Source organism: Synergistaceae bacterium (assembly GCA_017540085.1).
Lineage (GTDB): Bacteria > Synergistota > Synergistia > Synergistales > Aminobacteriaceae > JAFUXM01.
The window spans coordinates 1-19067 of sequence record JAFYBQ010000041.1; the positions used below are offsets into that span (position 1 = coordinate 1).

Sequence of the window (19067 nt, forward strand, 5' to 3'; positions counted from 1 at the left end):
ATGGGATACAACTGCGAATAGTAGACAGATTTTATGCAAGCAGTAAAACGTGTTCCCGATGTGGACATATCAAGAAGGATTTGAAGCTGTCAGACCGTGTATATGAGTGTACAGAATGCGGATTAGTAATTGACCGAGATTATAACGCCGCATTAAATTTGAGAAGCTGTAAGAAATATAGTACCGTTGGCTAGGCGGGAATTGAAGCCTCTGGACTGTCGGACAAGCCTTAGTAGCGTTGCGAAAGGGGACAGGTTGAACGAGGAATAATCGGAAAAGTGTCGATAACACAGAATTACACTTTTTACGTAGCAGGAGCGCGAGTCATGACAGAGGATGACGGACTCAGAATAGACTTGCGGAGAATGTTCCCGGAGGCCGTGAAGCGTGTCGAAATATTAGAGCGGCTCAAAAGGGCGTGGCCTTCTGTCGTGAGATTTCCGGCGGTGTGGCGGTATTCACTTCCTGTTGTGCTGGGAGTGAATTATGTTGTTGTTGACGTTCGCAATGACACCGCCCAAAAAATGCTGTCGAACATGGCCGGGAACATCATGCGGGCATTGTCGGCAATGGGATATGAATCGGACGGAGATTTCTCGCTGAGATTCCACGCGGTGAAGAAAGAAAATCTCATGGGCAGGAAAAAATCATCAGTCCGGGAAATTCTTGCTGACGGAGAAAAAGTCCGGCAGTATATGAGCGGTGCGCCTGAGACACTGCCGGAGGAGATAAATTACGCGCTGGCACACCTTCGGGCATATCTTGACGGGAGGCAGAAATCAGCAAGAGTATAATGTACCGCAAAAAATGCTCACACAGATAAATCACTCATTACGGCGCAGAATCGGCAAAGCTATATCACAATGGCAGATGATTTCCGGCGGGGATAAAATCCTCGTGGGACTCTCAGGCGGAAAAGACAGCCTCATATTGTTGCAGGCTCTCAGCGAATTACAGCAAAGAAGCCCGGTAAAGTTCTCGCTTTCTGCGCTGACCGTAAGACTCTCAGGACTCGAAATTTCCCTACTTCAGGAATATTGCGGGACTCTCGGCGTTCCGTATACAGTCCTCGAACATGACATCATCGGCATAATTCACGCGAGGCAGGAAAAATCGCCGTGTTCATTCTGCGCCAACATGAGACGCGGAATAATAAGCTCATGGGCGGCTCAGAACGGGTACAACAAATTAGCATTAGGCCACACGCTTGATGACGCTGTAGAAACATTTTTCATGAATCTGCTACATTCAGGCCGGGCAAAAAGTTTTCAGCCAAAATCACTAATGACACGCACGGGCGTTACTGTGATTCGTCCGCTGGTACTGTCTACAGAAGCCGCAATCATTGACGAGGTTAGACGGCTGAATCTTCCTGTAATATCGAGTCCCTGCCCGTTTGCCGGACACACAGAGAGGCAGAGAGTCCGTGAATATATAGCGGGATTAAGGAAAGACATTCCGGATTTATACGCTAAAATATTGCACGCGCTACAAAATTTAACCGAGTCTGAAAGCTGGCAATCATGACGACTATAATACCTTCTGACGTAAAAATTACTCCGTGGCTTGAGCAGTTCAGAGCCTTCAAGGAAGAATATCCCGACGCGCTTTTACTCTTCAGGATGGGCGACTTCTACGAGATGTTTTTTGACGACGCAAAGCAGGCGGCCTCCGTCCTGAATATCGCGCTTACCGCAAGAGACCCGGAGAAGAAAATTCCTATGGCCGGAATCCCTCATCACGCGCTGAACTCGTATTTAGATCGGCTGATTCGTGCGGGCTTCCGTGCGGCAATATGCGAGCAGATCGGCGAACCGTCAGCAAAAGGAATCGTAGAGCGCAGAGTCATCCGCGTAGTTACGCCGGGTACGTACCTTCCTGATGATGAGGCCGGAGAATCGGCGCACCTTGCTTCAGTCTGGCCTGTTCGGGGGCGGGTTGCTATGGCGTTATTGTCGGTCAACACTGGGCTGTTAGAGGCCGGGACTCTCTCAGAGCGGGACGCGGAAGCAATGTTATCAGCATTCACACCGGGCGAAATCCTTTACCCCTCGAACATAAAGACTCTCCCCGAATTTCTGACGGGCTATAATCTCCGGCCTGTGTCCCCTGAGACATTCAAGCCCGAAAACGCAAGCGGACGGCTCAAATCAGCATTACACACTTCACGGCTTGAGGGGTTCGGGATTAATGACGGCGATTTATGCACCGGGCCTGCGTGGGCGGCATTGGACTATCTCACGGCGACTCAGTTCAGCTCGTTGAATGACGTTCTGAAACTTTCGCCCCTCATGGTAAAAGACCGAATGAGCATAGACTCGTCAGCACAGAGAAATTTAGAGCTTATCCCCGAAACATCAGGAACAAGCGTATCACTTTTATCATCAATAGACAGGTGCAGGACAAGCGCAGGAAGGCGCACCCTCAAAGGCTGGCTGCTGCGTCCCCTCATGGACATAAATGCGATCTCACAGAGACAGGAATATATCGGCGTTCTTGTCTCATCTCCACGCGAACGCTCACAGCTTCAAGACTATTTATCGTCAACGCGGGACATTGAGCGGTCATTATCACGGCTCGCACTCGGCACGGGAAATCCTACAGACCTCGGCGCAATCCGCGACACCCTACGCATAATCCCCGGAATAAAATCTATAACGCTGGCCAGTCCGCTAAGGTCATTGCAGGAATCACTGCCGGACGTTTCAGCACTGAGCGAATATTTAGAGTCGGCATTGGAGGAGAGAGTCCCCCGCCAGTTAGGGAACGGCGACACAATTCGCTCATCATTCAGCGCGGAATTGTCATCGCTCCGGGAAATTTCGCAGAAGGGCGATATATGGCTGTCTGAATACGTAGAACGTGAGCGGGAAGCAACAAAGACTCCCAAGCTCAAAGCAGGATTCACTAACGCATTCGGCTATTATCTTGAGGCAGGGAAATTGGGACTCGTTGTTCAGCCGGATTACTTCAGGCAGACTCAGACGCTCGTAAACGCAAGGAGATATGTTACGCCGGAATTGAAGAATTTTGAGTCGCGAATGAAAAACGCTGAGGCCGAAATATCACGAATTGAGTCAGAATTGTACCGGGCTGTTGTCGCTCACGTCCTCGAACACAGCAAGGAGTTACAGCTAACGGCGCGGCTACTTGGTATTCTCGACTGCACAGCGTCAGGGGCGGAAATCGCGAGGGCGGGAAATTATTGCTGTCCTGTCGTGGATGACTCTGACGTTATAGACATAAAAGCCGGGCGGCATCCTGTGATTGAGCGTGAACTCAAAGACGCGGGATTTGTCCCTAATGACGTAAATATAGACCGTGAAAGCCGTGTGATAATCCTGACAGGGCCGAACATGGCCGGGAAATCTACATGGCTCCGAATGACCGCGCTAATCGTGATAATGTCGCAGGCGGGGTTGTGGGTTCCTGCCGACGGTGCAAGGGTCGGACTCGTTGACCGCGTATTTACACGCATAGGGGCGCGGGATGATCTCGTGAGAGGGTCAAGCACATTTATGATTGAGATGTTAGAGACGGCCAATATACTGAACAACGTAACAGACAGGAGCATGATAATTCTTGATGAGGTTGGCCGGGGGACAGCGACATATGACGGCATGAGCATAGCGTGGGCGGTGCTGGAATATTTGCAGGGTGCGTCAAAATCGCGTGTGCTTTTCGCGACTCACTACCACGAATTGACCTGCCTAGAAGAGAGATTGCCGGGCGTGAAGAACTACAGCATGACGGTCTCAGAGGGCAGAGACGGAATACTATTCCTCCATCAGGTCGCCAGGGGTGCGGCGGGAAGGTCATACGGGATTGAGGTTGCGAGGATTGCGGGATTGCCGGATGTGGTATTACGGCGGGCGTTTGAGCTGTTAGAAATATTCGAGAAAGACGGCCTTACGGTGAAAGAGATTCCCGCGCCTTTGCCGCAGGCGGCACTGAGACGGCAGATAATGTTATTGTCGCCTGAAAGTGATGCAGTAATTGAGGAGTTAGCCGAGATTGACACGGATAATATTACGCCGATGGAGGCACTGAAGATTCTTCACAGGCTGAAGGAAAAGAGTCGGAATGCACGCATGATATAATCAGCAAAATTCCCAGTAATAAGGAGGTTGACAGGGATTAATTCCCGCGCCATAATGCAGTCAGCAGTCAGCAGTAGCTTCTTATGCTCTCTTATCAGGTATTTCCGCAATGCCTACAGAAAAATTTTCCGTTACATTCTCCGCACAATCAACAGGCACAGACTCACCAACAAAAATTTCTCGGTCATCTCGAATAACTGCACAGGCGGTGTAATTCTTCATGAGCTTGGACAGCGTTTTGACAGCCCAACGGTTAATTTGGCTATATCGCCTCAAGATTTCGTGAAGTTCTGCGGAAACCTGAAGTATTACATTTCCTGCGAGCTTGAAGAATGCGTGAATCCCAGTGTGAATTATCCTGTCGGTACGTTGGGAAGCGGCGATAACAGGGTATCTATACGTTTCATGCACTACGATAATTTTTCACAGGCAAAAGGAAAATGGGATGAGCGGAAAAAGCGTATTCACTGGGACAATATATATTTCATCATGGACACCTGTTACAGCAGCAGCCCGAACACCGAGGCCATGTATAAATTTGACGCGCTCCCGCTCAGAAACAAAGTCATCCTCACAAGGAGCAAAGCTGAAGGCGTGAAATCAGCGGTAAGATTCTCAGTCCCTGAGCTTGACGGCATAGAGCTTGCTTTTATGCTTGAGTACAAATCACGCTTATCATTCAGAAGAAATTTTGATGACTGGGATTATGTGAGCTTCTTCAACGCGAGGTGATAATATTACGGGCATAATCTCACCCACAAAAGGAGTCAGGTCATGCCCGAAATAAAATCACTTCCCGAAAATGTCTGGTCAAGAATCGCCGCCGGTGAAGTCGTAGAACGCCCAGCCTCAGCCGTAAAGGAACTCACAGAGAACGCCCTCGACGCAGGAGCCTCGCGAATATCCGCAGACCTCAAAGACGGCGGAAGATTACGCATTACCGTTGAGGATGACGGAGACGGAATCGCCTTTGACGATTTGCCCCTCGCGCTGATGTACCACGCAACAAGCAAGCTCCGCGAAATATCAGACCTCGAACACATAATCACACTGGGCTACAGGGGAGAAGCCCTCGCAAGCCTCGCCGCTGTCGCAGATGTCGAAATCAGAAGCCGCAGAGCTGAGGACTCAGAAGGCGGACTCATTCGCACACATGACGGCAAAATCTCCGAGCATATCCGCGTGAAATGCCCGAAAGGAACCCGCGTTCAGGTCTCGGAATTGTTCTCAGGACTCCCGGCCCGGCGCAAATTCCTCAAGAGCGCGTCCGGCGAACTCAGGCGGGCGGCTGTATTCATGCGTGAATATTCCGTGTGCAATCCGTCTGTGTCGTTCCTGCTTGAGCATGACGGAAAAGAAATCTTCAGCACTGACGGAAGCGGCGACCGTAAAAGAGTCCTCGCTAAAATCTGGCCGGAAGGTTCAGAGATTCAGACGCTCAATATCCAGTCCGAACACATGAAGCTAGAATGCTGGTTCCAGTCCCGCGCAGGTATATCGGGGCGCGGTGATGTGATGTCTTTCGTGAACGGCAGGGCGGTGAATGATCCCGTCATAAAGTCAGCCGTTGCCACAGCAGGCCGCGAGCTTGCAGGGAACTGGGCACTGTTTTTCACGCTTGAGCCTTCACTCGTTGACGTTAATATTCACCCCGCAAAAGCTGAAGTCAGATTCCGTTACCCTGACGAAATATATTCCATGCTGCATAACGCCGTAAAACGTCTCGGCAGTCCGGGCTATATCCCCGTAACAGCAGACTCGCCCCTCAGAATAAATCCCGCGCCCAAGACTCACAGTCAGCCAAAGAATCAGACTCCCTCTCAGCGTCAGGAATGGAATTTCCGCGATCCCGAATCACGCATAACAGGCACACAGACTCCCGACCATGATGATATTACGCAGGCTAATATTTTTGCTGACGATGGGAATGACTCGCCGTTGCCGGATGTTTCGTTCATGGGACAAAATTCCGGGGGGTATCTTGTGTATGACACGCCGGAAGGGATTACGATTGTTGACCCTCACGCGGCGCATGAGAGAGTGAACTATGAGCGGATAAAGTCCGGGGCGGAAAAGTCTCGGAACGTTCAGAAATTATTAGTACCTGTGATTCTTCATCCGACTCTCGCGCTTGAGACGGCAGAATTTGAGTCAGCCCTGAAAGATTCGGGGTTCGAGTTTGAGAATACAGCCTCAGGAGTCGAACTGAAGTCAGTACCCGCAATCGGAAATGTTGACTTTGAGCCTGAAGCGTTATTGCGGGCATCCCTGCGGGCATTGAAGAACAGCCATGACGGAGACACACGAAATATTTTGTGGCGGACTTGGGCGACAATGGCGTGTAAAGCCTCCGTGAAGCTCACAACGAAATTAACGCGGGAAGAGGCGTTAACCTTGTGGCGGAGTCTTCATGAGTGTGAGCAGCCGTATGTTTGTCCGCATGGCCGGCCCGTAATGATTGAGCTGAAGAATGATGACTTGCTGAAACGTTTTGGGCGTGAATGACTCACTGACGGATGTAGCCCCAGCGTTTTTCGACTTTGACGGCGGCGAGTCCCTCGCTGAATGTTCTTGCGTCCTCATACTGTGCGGCAATCTCCCATTCTGCCGCGACATTCACATAGCCCCAGCGCGTATCAGCCGCAACAGGCGCGAGTCCGTCCCCGAAATTCCCGGCGTTGTTGTAGCGTCTTGGGATTGCTCTGTTGTTCCAGTGTCCTATGTAGCCCCAGCCGCGGTAAGTCGTGCGTGTTCTGACGGGGGCGACTCCGTAGGCGAAATCTCCGGCTTCTGTGTACTGAGGGCGGATAGCGTACTTTCCTTCTTTGTCGATGTAGCCCCATTTGCCGCGAATGTACACCGCCGCGAGTCCCTCGTGGAACTCCCTTGCGCGGACAAATTTCGGCTGAATGACCCATCTTCCGCGCACGTCGATATATCCCCAGAGGCCATTTTTCCGGGCTGGCGCGAGGCCGTCAGCAAAACTCCCGGCTCTCTCGAATGACGGCGGAATAAGGTAGTTTCCCATCATGTCAATGTAGCCCCATTGCCCCGCAACCTGTACGGCGGCCATGCCCTGCGAGAAGGGGAGTCCGTTCGTGAAAAATCGTTCTGTGCGTTCGTCCGTGTCAGGGTCAAAGCGGACAAATGCAGGCTGCCCCTCCGTATCGATATAGTGATCCCCGACAAACGCGAATCCCTCGGCGAAATCTCCGGCCTCCGGGACACGATGCACTAACGGTATCGCGATTCGTCCGAGATAGTCGATGTATCCCCAGCGGTCATTAGACTTCACTGCGGCGAGTCCCTCGTGGAAATCTCTTGCTTCCTGGAATGACGGAGGAATAACGAACACTGCCGGGCGGGTGTAGGCGGCGTATGACGGTGATACTAGTATTAGCGAGAATATGAACAGGGCGGTTAATTTATACTTCATGAGTGAGTCATCAGTCCTTTCGGGGAATATTATAGACGGTAGACGGTCAAAAAAATTCCCCATCACTTTTTCATGAAGGGGAAAATATTTTCTCTGTGATTATTCCTGTGTGCCGGGTGCTGTGCGTCTTGCCTTCCTGCGCTCAAGCTCGTCAAGTATCGCCTTCCTGAGTCTGACTGACTGCGGCGTAACTTCTACAAGCTCGTCCGACTCTATCCACTCCATAGCCTTTTCGAGGGGCATACGGCGCGGAACGTCCAATTTTGTTGTGAGTTCCTTTGTGGCTGAACGGTGATTAGTCTGCTGCTTCTTCTTTGTCGGGTTGCAGGGAATATCGCCCGGACGGGAATTTTCGCCGATAATCATTCCGTTGTAGACCTGCTCAAGCGGTGAAATGAACAAAACGCCGCGGCTCTGCAAATTTTCGAGCTGGTACGCTGTAGCCTCTCCCGTGTCCATGCTTACGAGTGAGCCTCTATTGCGCGTGATGAGATCTCCTGCCCATTCTTTATAGCCGCTGAAACAGTTTGACATTATGCCGAGTCCGCGTGTGTCGGTCAGAAATTCCCCCCTGTAACCGATTAATCCCCTTGTCGGAATCTCAATCTCAATCCGCAATAATCCCCGGTCAGGATTGTCGATGTTAATCACGCGGCCTTTTCTCCGTGTCATTTTCTCGAACACTATACCCTGATATTCTTCCGGCACGTCAATTGTAACAAGCTCGTAAGGCTCAAACTTTTTCCCGTCATGATATTCTACGATTACTTCAGGCTTTGAGACGCAGAACTCCATACCCTCGCGGCGCATTTCCTCAATGAGAATCCCAAGCTGTAATTCACCGCGCCCGGAAATTTTCACACCGTCAGGCCGTCCTAGGTCTTCCATTCTGAGCGACACATTCACGTGCATTTCACGCTGTAATCTTGCTTTGAGCTGGCGTAACGTTACCGCCTGACCCTCGCGCCCTGCGAAAGGCCCTGAGTTTACGAGGAAAAACATTGATACGGTAGGTTCCTCAATGGATAAAGGCTTCAGGGGGGAGTCAGAAATTTCTTCAGCGCAGAAAGTATCGCCGATATTAATCTCGTTCGGCCCGGTAATCCACACTATATCTCCCGCGCTTACCTCGTCAACTTCCGTGCGGTCAAGCCCCCGCGTTACCCATAACTGCGCGGCTTTTGCGTTCTCATGGCCGATAATCTCCCAGTCATCGCCGGAATGATCTGTAGTGTTCCATTTTGTTGACACTCTCGTGAAAGGCTCGCCCTTGCGTATATGCCCCTGCAATATTTTTCCGCAGCCAATTCGCCCGACATACTCATTCCATGCAAGCGTACTTACCTGCATTAGGAACGGTTTATCCGGGTCAACGTCAGGCGCAGGAACGTAATCAATAATCGCCTGAAATAAATCGTCCATGCCCTCATGAGGCTTGCTGAGGTCATTAACCGCCCAGCCGTTAAGCCCTGAGCCGTAAAGAACCGGGAAATCTGCCTGCTCATCACTCGCTCCAAGCTCAAAGAACAAGTCAAACGTGAGATTCAATGCGCGGGTCGGGTCAGCTCCTTCACGGTCTACTTTGTTGATGAAAACAAGCGGCTTCATTCCGATGGATAATGCGTGCTGAAGTACGTAGCGAGTCTGCGGCATCGGGCCTTCATTCGCGTCAACAATCAATATAACGCTGTCGACTGTCGACAAAATTCGCTCAACCTCGCCGGAGAAGTCAGCGTGTCCGGGGGTGTCAATGATATTTATCTGGTAGCCTTTCCATGAAACTGTGCAGGGCTTTGAGCGGATAGTGATACCGCGCTCGCGTTCGAGGGGATTGGAGTCCATTACGCGCTCGGCGACCTGAGTGTGTGCGGCGAATGTCTGAGCGGCTCTGAAGATTGAGTCGATGAGGGTAGTTTTGCCGTGATCAATGTGTGCGACTATGGCAAGATTTCGGATGTTCTTTGCGTCTTGTGCTTGCATATAAAAATTTCCAGTCCTGTTTGTGATAAATTTTTTGTGGAAATTTTAGCACATGTTGATTTATTGAAACGCTGAGGCAAATATAAGCGTATGCTATACTAAACAAAATTGAACGTAAAAGAGGTGAAATTCAATAATGGGAACTATCGTAAAAGTAAAAGATATTCCGGGAACGTCAAGATGGGTAACTCCAAAATGTTCGTGCGTATCTTGGATTGCACATTGGGATGCTAATAGTAGTACAAGAAGACCGTCTACTTGTCCTGTATGTGGCCAGCGTCCTACAAATATGAACCCTTTAGTCGGAGGACATGTTAAAATAACAGACTATGAAGTTGTCGATGGTTATTTTCTGCCAGACAATGATGGACGGTATTACATAACACCGATATGTAACTCTTGCAATGCCAGAGGCGGCTTTACTGACATCAAGATTGATGAAGATTATCTTGTGTCTGCAAGAAGAGAAGATTGTTGCCGTTACAGAGGATAACACAAAAACAAGGCGGAATGAGTCGCTTCCTCCGCCTTTCGTATGTTCCTCAGCTGTTATTGCTATTCCAGCTCTTTCAGCTCCATCAGTGCTGATACAACCTCAGAAGGAAAATCTTTGAATAACTCTTGCAGATAAGCGTACGTTACTTTGGAGTCATTCCGCAATTCATCATATCTCATAAAACTATATCTCATAGAAGCTCCTTGATCCGAATATAAATTCCGCGCAGCCCAGTACAATCCATCTTCACAACACACCAGCCTATATAAAGTCAAACCATGCAAAAAGGCACCAAGTAGAGTGTCATTATCATAATATGAAACTACATGCTTGGTTCCTAGAAAGCCGTTCCATTTTCTATTGCCGTCATCGATCGTAAAACCGTGTTTCCCCGTTATTTGTGCTATTTCTCCTCTTGTCAAATCACGCCGTTTTCCTGAAGTCTGCTTCTTTGGTTCAGGTTGCTTAACTTCAGGCTGTTTCACTTTGGCCTGTTTCGTCAGAGGCTTCTTGATTGCATTCCTTATGTCATCCTGCAACGCATACAGCGTAAAAGCGTCAAGCTCTCCCTTCTTCATCTCAGCAAGAATCGTTTTGCTCACGGACTCTTCATACCCGAAATCAACATTAACCTCAACGCACGCTATACCCTCGTCCTTGTCGCCCATCAGGAAATGTGCAACCCCCGCGAAAAGATTATTGCTCCAATCCCCCGCAGATATATTATCCTGAATCACTCCCAGCAAACGCCGAATCTCTTCACGGTTAGCCTCTGAGTTTGCCGCGAGCCTCTGTACCCTGTACTTGGCCTCCTCAAGTTTATACGGGTCATTACGCAGTACAGGCCGCCAAACCTCCGCAAACTTGTCCCAGCAGCTTAACGCCTCCGAATCATTCCCGGCCTCCTGCGCCGCTTTCGCCCGGTAATACCAGTAAGGCGGGTATACCTGAAAATTACGCTCAACATTACGCGCACGGAGCATTCGCAGACGCTTTGACGGGTCAGACTCATTCACGGCCTTGTAGTAACCGTTAAGGCTCTTCTGCGTCAATCGGTACTCATCCGGCAGTTTGTACTGTCGCAATAAGTTCCATGATGAATTGAGCAGTTTCACCTGTAACTCGTTGCAGTCTTCTATCTCTTCTTTCTTCAACTGCCACAAATCATCGTTCAGACCTTCAAGGAGTTCCGCCTTTGATGACTGATAGCTGAAATATGACGACACACAAGACGTTGCGAGACTCCCCAGCCAGCTCCATAAATTTCCACCGTATGCACGAATACCCGATAGCGCGTCAATAATCTGCCTCTGTTCACGCCTGTCGTAACGCTCCTGAAATCTTTTCGCCTCTTCCTGCCGTAACCCTTTGCCCGTGATGAAATTCATCAATTCCGCGAAAAGCCCGGTCATCTCGTAATCACTCTCAATATTTCCCAGCGCAAGTTTGTTGATGATTGTGTTGTATTCTTGGTCAAGTACTATTCTGTCCTGCGCTGTGATTATTCGGTGTATTGAGACTATTGCCATGTTCAACGCTAACATTGTGTGCTGCGGGTCATATGACTCTTCAGCGTGAACGGGTGATGATAACGATATTATGATGAGGATTATTGCAGCGAGGCTTTTCATGATGATTGCTCCTTTGTGTTATTGGGATGAAAATAATTTTACCATTTAGGTACGGTGATTGTGATTCCTTTCTCAGCAAGTGTCTTCTTGAAACGCTCATTGAGTATCTGAGGAAGATATTTCTTCACGGCCTCAGTGAGAAGGATTGCGCGCCTGCTGTTGACCCTTCCGCGCCCGGCACGTATTGACTCTCTCAATTCCGCGTCAATCTCTGCGAGGCTCTCTGACTTATCACCGCCCGTAATCAGACGTGAAAATCCGTTCTCCGTCAAATCACGTTCAATGTCATCAATTTTCGGCAGTGCTGAAGTGTTCACGGTCTCATAATCTCCCAGCAAGTGAACGTCATATATTATTGTCGCAATAGCATTCGCATAGCCGCGGGCTGTAGGGATTCCTGTTACTGATGTTACGGCATTGATTAGCTTTCTGTTACGGCGGGATTGTATGTTCCTCATGAGGTACGCAAAGAATTTCCGTTCTTCATATTTTGCGTTGGGATTACCTTTAAGGCATGAGCGAATCTGTTTCACGAGAGGCGCATAATATTTAGGGTCAGCGTTGAAGCCCCAGTGAAACAATAAACGATGGCCGTAATTCCCCCACGTGAACCACGAAAAATTTTCCTGCAAATCACGGTAATCATTCCCGATGTCATCTATAACTTCCTGAGCCGTTCTCCACAAAGGGAGAATGTTATTCCGTGATACATTCTCAGAAATTCCGAACACTCTATCCCATAGCTGTATATGTTCCTGTCCTGATTTAGCGCAGACATCACCGCAAACGAAAATCATCATCACAACAAGCGCAAACCTTATCCCGAAATTACGAGACACGACAATTATCACTCCCAACAAAAAAGCAGGTCTCGCGCATTATCTTAACACGCAAAACCTGCCGTAATGTTTTCAGCTTTGAACGCTTACAGATTCACAGCAGGAATCCCCGCAAACCCTTTCGCTAAATCCTCGTCCGTCGGAATATAGTCGGTCATTGTCCCGTCGTTGTACCTCTCGTACGCGGTCATGTCGAAATATCCCGTGCCAGTCAGCCCGAAAATTATCGTCTTCTCCTCGCCCGACTCTTTGCACTTCAGAGCCTCATCAATCGCGACTCTAATCGCATGTGCGCTTTCAGGAGCCGGCAAAATCCCTTCAACCCGTGCGAACATTTCAGCAGCCTCAAATACGCTCGTCTGTTCTACAGCTACGGCCTCCATCATTCCGTCGTGGTAAAGCTGAGAAAGTATGCTGCTCATTCCGTGATAGCGCAGGCCGCCCGCGTGGTTTGCTGACGGTATAAAGTCATGGCCGAGAGTGTACATTTTCGCCATCGGGCAGACCTTCCCGGTGTCGCAGAAGTCATACGCGAATTTCCCCCGCGTAAAGCTCGGACAGCTCGCAGGCTCTACAGCTATTATCCTGTAATCCGCCTCGCCCCTGAGCTTTTCGCCCATGAACGGAGAAATCAGCCCGCCCAAATTCGAGCCGCCTCCCGCGCACCCGATAATCATATCCGGCTTTATCCCGTACTTTTCGCAGGCCGCTTTCGTCTCAAGCCCTATCACAGACTGATGCAACAAGACCTGATTCAGAACGCTGCCGAGAACGTACCTATAGCCCTCTGTTGATGTTGCGACTTCTACAGCCTCGCTTATCGCACAGCCAAGTGAGCCGGTTGTGCCGGGGTGAGCCGCGTTAATCCTGCGCCCGATTTCAGTATCCATTGACGGAGACGGGGTAACGCTCGCGCCGTATGTGCGCATGACTTCACGCCTGAAAGGTTTCTGCTCATATGACACTTTAACCATGTAGACTTTGCACCCAAGCCGGAAGAACGAACACGCCATAGCAAGTGCCGTACCCCACTGCCCCGCGCCTGTCTCGGTCGTTACGCCCTTGAGTCCCTGAGTCTTTGCGTAATATGCCTGAGCTATTGCGCTGTTCAGCTTGTGGGAGCCGGATGTGTTGTTGCCCTCGAACTTGTAGAAGATATGCGCCGGAGTTCCGAGTAATTCCTCAAGAAATACCGCGTGTACTAACGGTGAGGGGCGGTACATTTTGTAGAAGCTCAGAATCTCATCGGGAATCGGTATGTATGCTGTATTGTCGTCAAGCTCCTGGCGTATAAGCTCATCGCAGAATATCGGCCTCATCTCGTCAAACGTTAAGGGCTTGAGCGTTCCCGGGTGAATTAGGGGGGCGGGCTTTGTCTTCATGTCTGCCCTTACGTTGTACCACGATGAAGGGATTTCGGATTCGTCCAAGTATATTTTGTAGGGGACTTTCATTTTGTCCATGTGATAATCTTCCTCCTGTTTTCGTAATGGGCGTTATTATAGTGCAGGGTCAAAATTTTCTGTGTAGCATATTTGAGCGTTAATGCTCCGTGATTCCTGCCGGGATTTTTACGGGGCAGGGGATGAGTCCGACGGTGTAACGGATAACATATCTTCTGCGATTCTGATTAGCTCTTCTCTTTTTGCTGACGGGCTTTCAAGATTTAGGGTAATATTATCCGCAACATTTACGGCAAGCACAAGCGGCATAAATGGCCGGGACTCTATTATTGCGTCATGGCCGGATACTTTCAGCAGCTCGAAGCCTGAGTCAGTCGGCATCATTCCTTTGTCGGTGTTCACTTCCGGGGGGATATAGAGACTTCCTGCCCCTGCGCCCTCGCTGAGTATGGTCTCAATGAAGCCGGGCGGGGATTCTCGCTGGTATGTCATGTAAGTTACTGTGCCTTGTGATTCTTGATTGTATTCTGTGATGAGTGGGAAAATATATTTGCTGACGGAATGCCATTCGCCAATGTTTTCGGGAAGCTCAAGCGCATAAGCCGGAGCGCATACCGCAATCATCAGCACCGCAAGAAATTTCTTCACCGCTCTGCCTGCTTTCATGGGAACATGATTATGCCTTGTCATTTTTGCGGAAGACTCCTATAACTGCCGCGACAATCTCCGCCGCTGACACAAAGAAATGTTTTAGCCCCGCCATAATCTGAGGCATTGCCACAACCGCGATAATTATTGAGAGCGTCCAATAGTTCCAGTGATATAGCCCCGCAACATCATGCTTCAGCCCGGTAACATCCATTCTTAGCTCTACTACTTCCGATTTCAGCTCCGTAATGTCCTTCCTGATTTCTTTTGAGAACGCCTCAAATTTTGCGTCCGTCTTCTGCGTGAACGCCTCAAATTTTGCATCCTGCTTCTCTGCAAACGCGTCAAATTTTTCGTTCTGCTTCTCCGCAAAGTCATTATGCAGTTTTACCATTTCAGCGCGAAATTCAGCGTTATCCGCCCTCATGTCTGATAATTGCTTGTCCGTCCGCGCAAAATGCTCCCTCAGTAACGCTTCAATCCTCGCAACGTCATCGCTTGCCATAATGCTGCCTCCTTTCATGTGGATGTGAATATTCTACATTACGCCCGCGCCCCGTCAAATGAATATCCCTGTGCTAATATACTCTTATCCACAAAAATTTTTGGCACAGGGAGGGAATTTTACGCGCAAAATGACAAAATCAGTACGCAAATTTTTCACGCTCGCTTACGCCCTAATCACATCAGAATGGAGAGCCGTAACCGTTATCATACTCGCAAGCCTCCTTCAGGCATTCGCGGTGAATTATTTTACGCTTCACTACCGCTTCCCGGATTTAGGTGTGTCAGGGATTGCCGTCCTCACGAATTATGCTTTCGGAATCTCGCCGAACTGGGTAATACTCGCCGGGAATATTATCCTTATGATATGGGCATGGCGGGACTTGAACCTTCATTTTCTCGGCCTGACTCTGATTTCTATATTTACGTTTTCGGCGGGGCTGTCAGTTTTCGCGCTTTACCCTCTGAGCCTTCCCGATGATAAATTCATGGCCACTGTCATAACAGGACTCATAAAGGGCTTTGCGGGCGGGATGATGTTCAACATAGGCGGGTCAAGCGGAGGGACGGACATTATTGCGGCGGCACTGAGACGGCGTTACGGGATAGAAGTCGGGCAGTTCTCGATTTTCGTCAACATGATAATCATCGCGCTGTCTGTCGGGATTGTGGGACTTGAGTCGGCTGTCTACGGTGCTGTGGGACTCTACGTCAACGGAGTCACAACGGACAATGTTACGCGGAGTTTCGACAAGCGGAAACAGGCCATCATCATCACAAACAAGCCCGATGAGGTCAGCAAATTCATCAACGATCACGGCAGGGGTGTTACACGTCTTGAGGGCAGGGGAGGCTACACGGGTCAGCCGAGGCAGGTATTGATTACGCTACTTGACCCGCGGCAGGTCGTAATCCTGAAACGTTTTCTGAAGGAGCATGACGAGCACGCATTTGTATCAATCTGCGACGCGGCTGAAGTATTAGGGCAGGGCTTCAAGAGCTGGCGTTCACTGTAGGGCTACCCCCCTTCCGCTGTCGCTCCCTCCCCCCTTGGCAGGGGGGACGAGAGACTCGCCGGGGATTCTCGCCTCCCTTGCGTAAGGGGAGGTGGCTGAAAGCCGGAGGGGTCGCTGACGGAGGGGGCGCGGAGGGCAGAAATTTTCATGATGAGGAGTGATTACTACGAGTGATTTCAGCATAGGCAGTTTATTGGACGAGGAGAAGAGAGCATCATTGCAGACTTTTTCGGGAAATCTCCCGGCGGATTCGGCGCGTACGGCAGAGTCTCAGCACTCCAAGAAAAATATCGTCTCACGAGTGGCATATCTTATAGGCGTTGACGGAAAATATTTCGGTCTTGAGCAGGGCGAGAATATGAATCCTCCGTTTTACCGCTCTGTGTATGAGGAGCTTAACGCCGACAAGGAAGCGCGAATCGTGAGGAGTCTTTGTCGGCTGAGGACGAAATTACAGCGCAACTTCAAAGCCATATGCACCGAGATGAATGCAGACGTGAAAAATATTGACTCAATGCCTGACCTTGTTCCGCCGGATATATTGCAGTCCCTCGAATCTGACGGAATATCTATCGTCAGGCCAAGACGCAGGCCGGAGGATTATATTGTTGACGTTCACAACTATTTACTGCCGCATGTCCCTAACTGCCAGAAGTTTATTCCCTCGTGGGTGAAATGGATCTACATCCGCAATTTATTTTTCATCAGCAGGGGGAACACCGTAGACGGAAACCGCGAGGCCGCCAGAGTCTATTACGAGTGCCGGGACTTTTTCCCCTACCAGGCTTATATCAACTGGAGTCCCGATGACAGGGACGGCAATATTCTGCGGGACGACGCAAAATTTCTCCCGATATTGTACGAGCGGAACAGGGATAAATTCTACGACATGAGCAAAGTTACGGAGGCGGGAGACTCGGCCATTGATGACCCGGGGGAATTTTTCGCGCAGGCTCAGAGGGTTCTTGTTGCGGTTGACTGTGAAAACGCTGACCCCTGCAAAGTTATAGGCATAATGAAAGAATTATCCCGGCGGAATCTTGTGCGGAAAGTCGCGAAAATTATTCTTGTTGATGATGAGCATACCTCTTCACAGTGGCGGGCATTGAGGCGGAATGAAAATTTGCCGCTTGAGTACTACATGACAGACCGCGTGAAAGATGATAAGTCAGCAGTAGACGTAGCATTGACGATAAAATTTTACCGTGAGTTTGAGCGCATGAAAGCGGAAGGGACTCCGATCGACTCGGCCATAATAATATCAAGCGACTGTGATTTTTGGCCGTTAATCGAGCTTACGCCGGAGGTGAAATTCATGGTAATGCTTGAATATGATAACTGCTCTCAGTCATATTACCAAAGATTGCAGAATAATGATGTTCCGTTTCTGTACATAGATGAATATTTCGGGGCGGGGAATCTTGAGCTGAAGACAGAAATTGTTTTGCAGGAAGTTATACGCGAGATAGAGGAGGGATATTTGAGCAAGATAAATATATTCTCGGTGCTGAACCGTGCGCTGACAAAATTGGAGCTGAAAATGAACGACAGCGAGGCCGCGGCGTTTTTCGGAAGGTTTATAGAGCCGATGACGATAACATTTGCCAGGAACGGAAGCGCATTGCTTCAGAACAAGCCAACGCTGAAGGAATAAATATTCTCCCCTCTGTGAAAATTTCAGGGGGGTTAATTTTTCTCAGCACTGCACGTAACATCAAAAGTATATTTCTCGTCCGTATAATTCTCGTCAGCAATGAAACCTTCCCAGCGGATAAGGGCAGAATTTCCCGGCATGAAAGACAGGGTGATTTTGTCCTCGCCGTCAATAAATTCCGTGCTGAAGCTCCATGAGTTTTCGCCCTCGCGCTTCATGTCATAGGGAACGGCATACTCCCATGTTCTTTGGCATACAATTTCGCCCTGAACGTTAGTGATTACACCCGTGAAAATGACATCTGCTCTTCCTTCGCCGGAACTCTCAGAATATTTCACGCTCTCAATTGTGAGTTTCACGTCATCGGCATTGAGTGAGACATCTGCGCCGGGCTGACGGGGGTCAGTGCCTGTGCCTGTGCCTGAACCTTTCCACACACCTATGAGCGAATCGAGCCGGGAAGATTTCTGCTGACTCTGAGATTCTGCGGCGGGCTTGCGGGATTTTGAGACTCTGCGCTTCTTCTTTGCGTCTGAAACTTGCGCTGACAGGCTCACAATCACCATGACAATAACGGTAGCGGCGATAAATTTCACGGAATGTTTCATTGCGTCATCACTTCTTTCATTGGGATAAATTATTGTAGCACAGGCTGTATAATTATCGGTGCAAGGAGGATTGACCATGACAAAAATTTTGGTAGTCTCAGGACACACAGACCTTCAGGGAAATTCATTCGCCAACAAAATAATACTCTCGCGGCTTGAAGAGATAATGCCTGCGGAATATGTATACCTCGACTCGGAATATCCCTCATGGAAATTCGACATTCAGCGCGAGCAGGACAGACTCAGGAATGCGGACGTTATTGTGCTTCAGTTTCCGTTCTTCTGGTACGGAGTCCCGTCGCTGATGCACAAATGGATGGAGGAAGTATTCGTGCATGGATTTTCGCACGGCTCAAAGGGGAAGGCTCTCACGGGGAAAAAGCTGGTTGTGTCGTTCACGTCAGGCGCGCCGGAAGAAATGTACACAGCCGGAGGAGTGCAGGGTTACCCGGTTGATGACTTCCTGATACCGTTAAAGCAGTTCGCGAAAGCCTGCGGAATGACATGGGCGGGGTATGTCTACAGCGGGGGATTGTCCTACGCAAGCAGGCATGATGACGAGAAATTACAGCGGATGAGGGAGAAAGCACTGAATCATGCCGAAAGAGTCGCGGACTTGGTGAAATCACTCTAAAGGCGGTTGACAAGCCATGAAAAATAATATAATGGAGTCAGGAGTCAGGAGTCAGGAGTCAGGAGTCAGGAGTCAGGAGTCAGGAGTCAGGAGTCAGGAGTCAGGAGTCAGGAGTCAG

At 49.6% G+C, this 19067-nt stretch carries 17 protein-coding genes; 9 read left to right on the forward strand and 8 right to left on the reverse strand.

What is annotated here, in order from left to right:
* From IKQ95_10200 to IKQ95_10225, 6 genes are all read left to right on the forward strand, one after another.
* A partial coding sequence (locus tag IKQ95_10200; protein MBR4197059.1) for a transposase occupies positions 1–194 on the forward strand: 194 nt, incomplete at its 5' end.
* A gap of 132 nt (positions 195–326) precedes the next feature.
* Positions 327–794, forward strand: a complete 468-nt coding sequence (locus IKQ95_10205; GenBank protein ID MBR4197060.1) for a hypothetical protein — start codon at positions 327–329, stop codon at positions 792–794.
* Positions 795–870: 76 nt separating this feature from the next.
* Positions 871–1527, forward strand: coding sequence for a tRNA 2-thiocytidine(32) synthetase TtcA (locus IKQ95_10210; protein ID MBR4197061.1), 657 nt, complete (start codon positions 871–873; stop codon positions 1525–1527).
* A complete protein-coding gene (mutS, locus tag IKQ95_10215) occupies positions 1524–4100 on the forward strand; it encodes a DNA mismatch repair protein MutS (GenBank protein MBR4197062.1) in 2577 nt (858 codons plus the stop codon). Before IKQ95_10210 ends, mutS begins: the two co-directional genes overlap by 4 nt.
* A 27-nt stretch (positions 4101–4127) precedes the next feature.
* On the forward strand, positions 4128–4832 hold the full coding sequence (locus IKQ95_10220) for a DUF1919 domain-containing protein (GenBank protein ID MBR4197063.1): 705 nt from the start codon (positions 4128–4130) through the stop codon (positions 4830–4832).
* Positions 4833–4874: 42 nt separating this feature from the next.
* Positions 4875–6605 (forward strand): ATP-binding protein, encoded by a 1731-nt coding sequence (locus IKQ95_10225; protein MBR4197064.1) that lies wholly within the window; start codon positions 4875–4877, stop codon positions 6603–6605.
* A 1-nt stretch (position 6606) separates the two neighbouring features.
* On the opposite strand, the gene IKQ95_10230 is transcribed toward IKQ95_10225, so the two are convergent.
* From IKQ95_10230 to IKQ95_10260, 7 genes are all read right to left on the reverse strand, one after another.
* The gene (locus tag IKQ95_10230) at positions 6607–7536 is read right to left on the reverse strand and encodes a WG repeat-containing protein (GenBank protein MBR4197065.1); all 930 of its coding nucleotides are present in this window, start codon (positions 7534–7536) and stop codon (positions 6607–6609) included.
* 99 nt (positions 7537–7635) lie between these two features.
* A complete protein-coding gene (gene typA, locus IKQ95_10235) occupies positions 7636–9516 on the reverse strand; it encodes a translational GTPase TypA (protein MBR4197066.1) in 1881 nt (626 codons plus the stop codon).
* Between the two features lie 555 nt (positions 9517–10071).
* Positions 10072–11643: a hypothetical protein gene (locus tag IKQ95_10240; protein MBR4197067.1), complete on the reverse strand. Its 1572-nt coding sequence runs from the start codon at positions 11641–11643 to the stop codon at positions 10072–10074.
* A 38-nt stretch (positions 11644–11681) separates the two neighbouring features.
* Positions 11682–12482 carry a hypothetical protein gene (locus IKQ95_10245; protein MBR4197068.1) on the reverse strand — a complete coding sequence of 267 codons (801 nt, stop codon included), beginning with the start codon at positions 12480–12482 and terminating at the stop codon, positions 11682–11684.
* Between the two features lie 86 nt (positions 12483–12568).
* On the reverse strand, positions 12569–13945 hold the full coding sequence (locus tag IKQ95_10250; protein MBR4197069.1) for a TrpB-like pyridoxal phosphate-dependent enzyme: 1377 nt from the start codon (positions 13943–13945) through the stop codon (positions 12569–12571).
* Positions 13946–14053: 108 nt separating this feature from the next.
* Entirely contained in the window at positions 14054–14575 is a 522-nt protein-coding gene (locus tag IKQ95_10255) for a hypothetical protein (protein ID MBR4197070.1), read from the reverse strand.
* Positions 14562–15038, reverse strand: a complete 477-nt coding sequence (locus tag IKQ95_10260; protein ID MBR4197071.1) for a hypothetical protein — start codon at positions 15036–15038, stop codon at positions 14562–14564. The genes IKQ95_10255 and IKQ95_10260 overlap by 14 nt, the downstream gene beginning before the upstream one ends.
* 130 nt (positions 15039–15168) lie before the next feature.
* Between IKQ95_10260 and IKQ95_10265 the strand changes: the two genes are divergently transcribed.
* Both IKQ95_10265 and IKQ95_10270 read left to right on the forward strand, forming a co-directional pair.
* Positions 15169–16053 carry a YitT family protein gene (locus IKQ95_10265; GenBank protein ID MBR4197072.1) on the forward strand — a complete coding sequence of 295 codons (885 nt, stop codon included), beginning with the start codon at positions 15169–15171 and terminating at the stop codon, positions 16051–16053.
* Between the two features lie 217 nt (positions 16054–16270).
* Positions 16271–17707 carry a hypothetical protein gene (locus IKQ95_10270; protein ID MBR4197073.1) on the forward strand — a complete coding sequence of 479 codons (1437 nt, stop codon included), beginning with the start codon at positions 16271–16273 and terminating at the stop codon, positions 17705–17707.
* 32 nt (positions 17708–17739) lie between these two features.
* On the opposite strand, the gene IKQ95_10275 is transcribed toward IKQ95_10270, so the two are convergent.
* A complete protein-coding gene (locus IKQ95_10275; GenBank protein ID MBR4197074.1) occupies positions 17740–18315 on the reverse strand; it encodes a hypothetical protein in 576 nt (191 codons plus the stop codon).
* A 76-nt stretch (positions 18316–18391) separates the two neighbouring features.
* Between IKQ95_10275 and IKQ95_10280 the strand changes: the two genes are divergently transcribed.
* Positions 18392–18949 (forward strand): NAD(P)H-dependent oxidoreductase, encoded by a 558-nt coding sequence (locus IKQ95_10280; GenBank protein ID MBR4197075.1) that lies wholly within the window; start codon positions 18392–18394, stop codon positions 18947–18949.
* Positions 18950–19067: the final 118 nt, after the last annotated feature.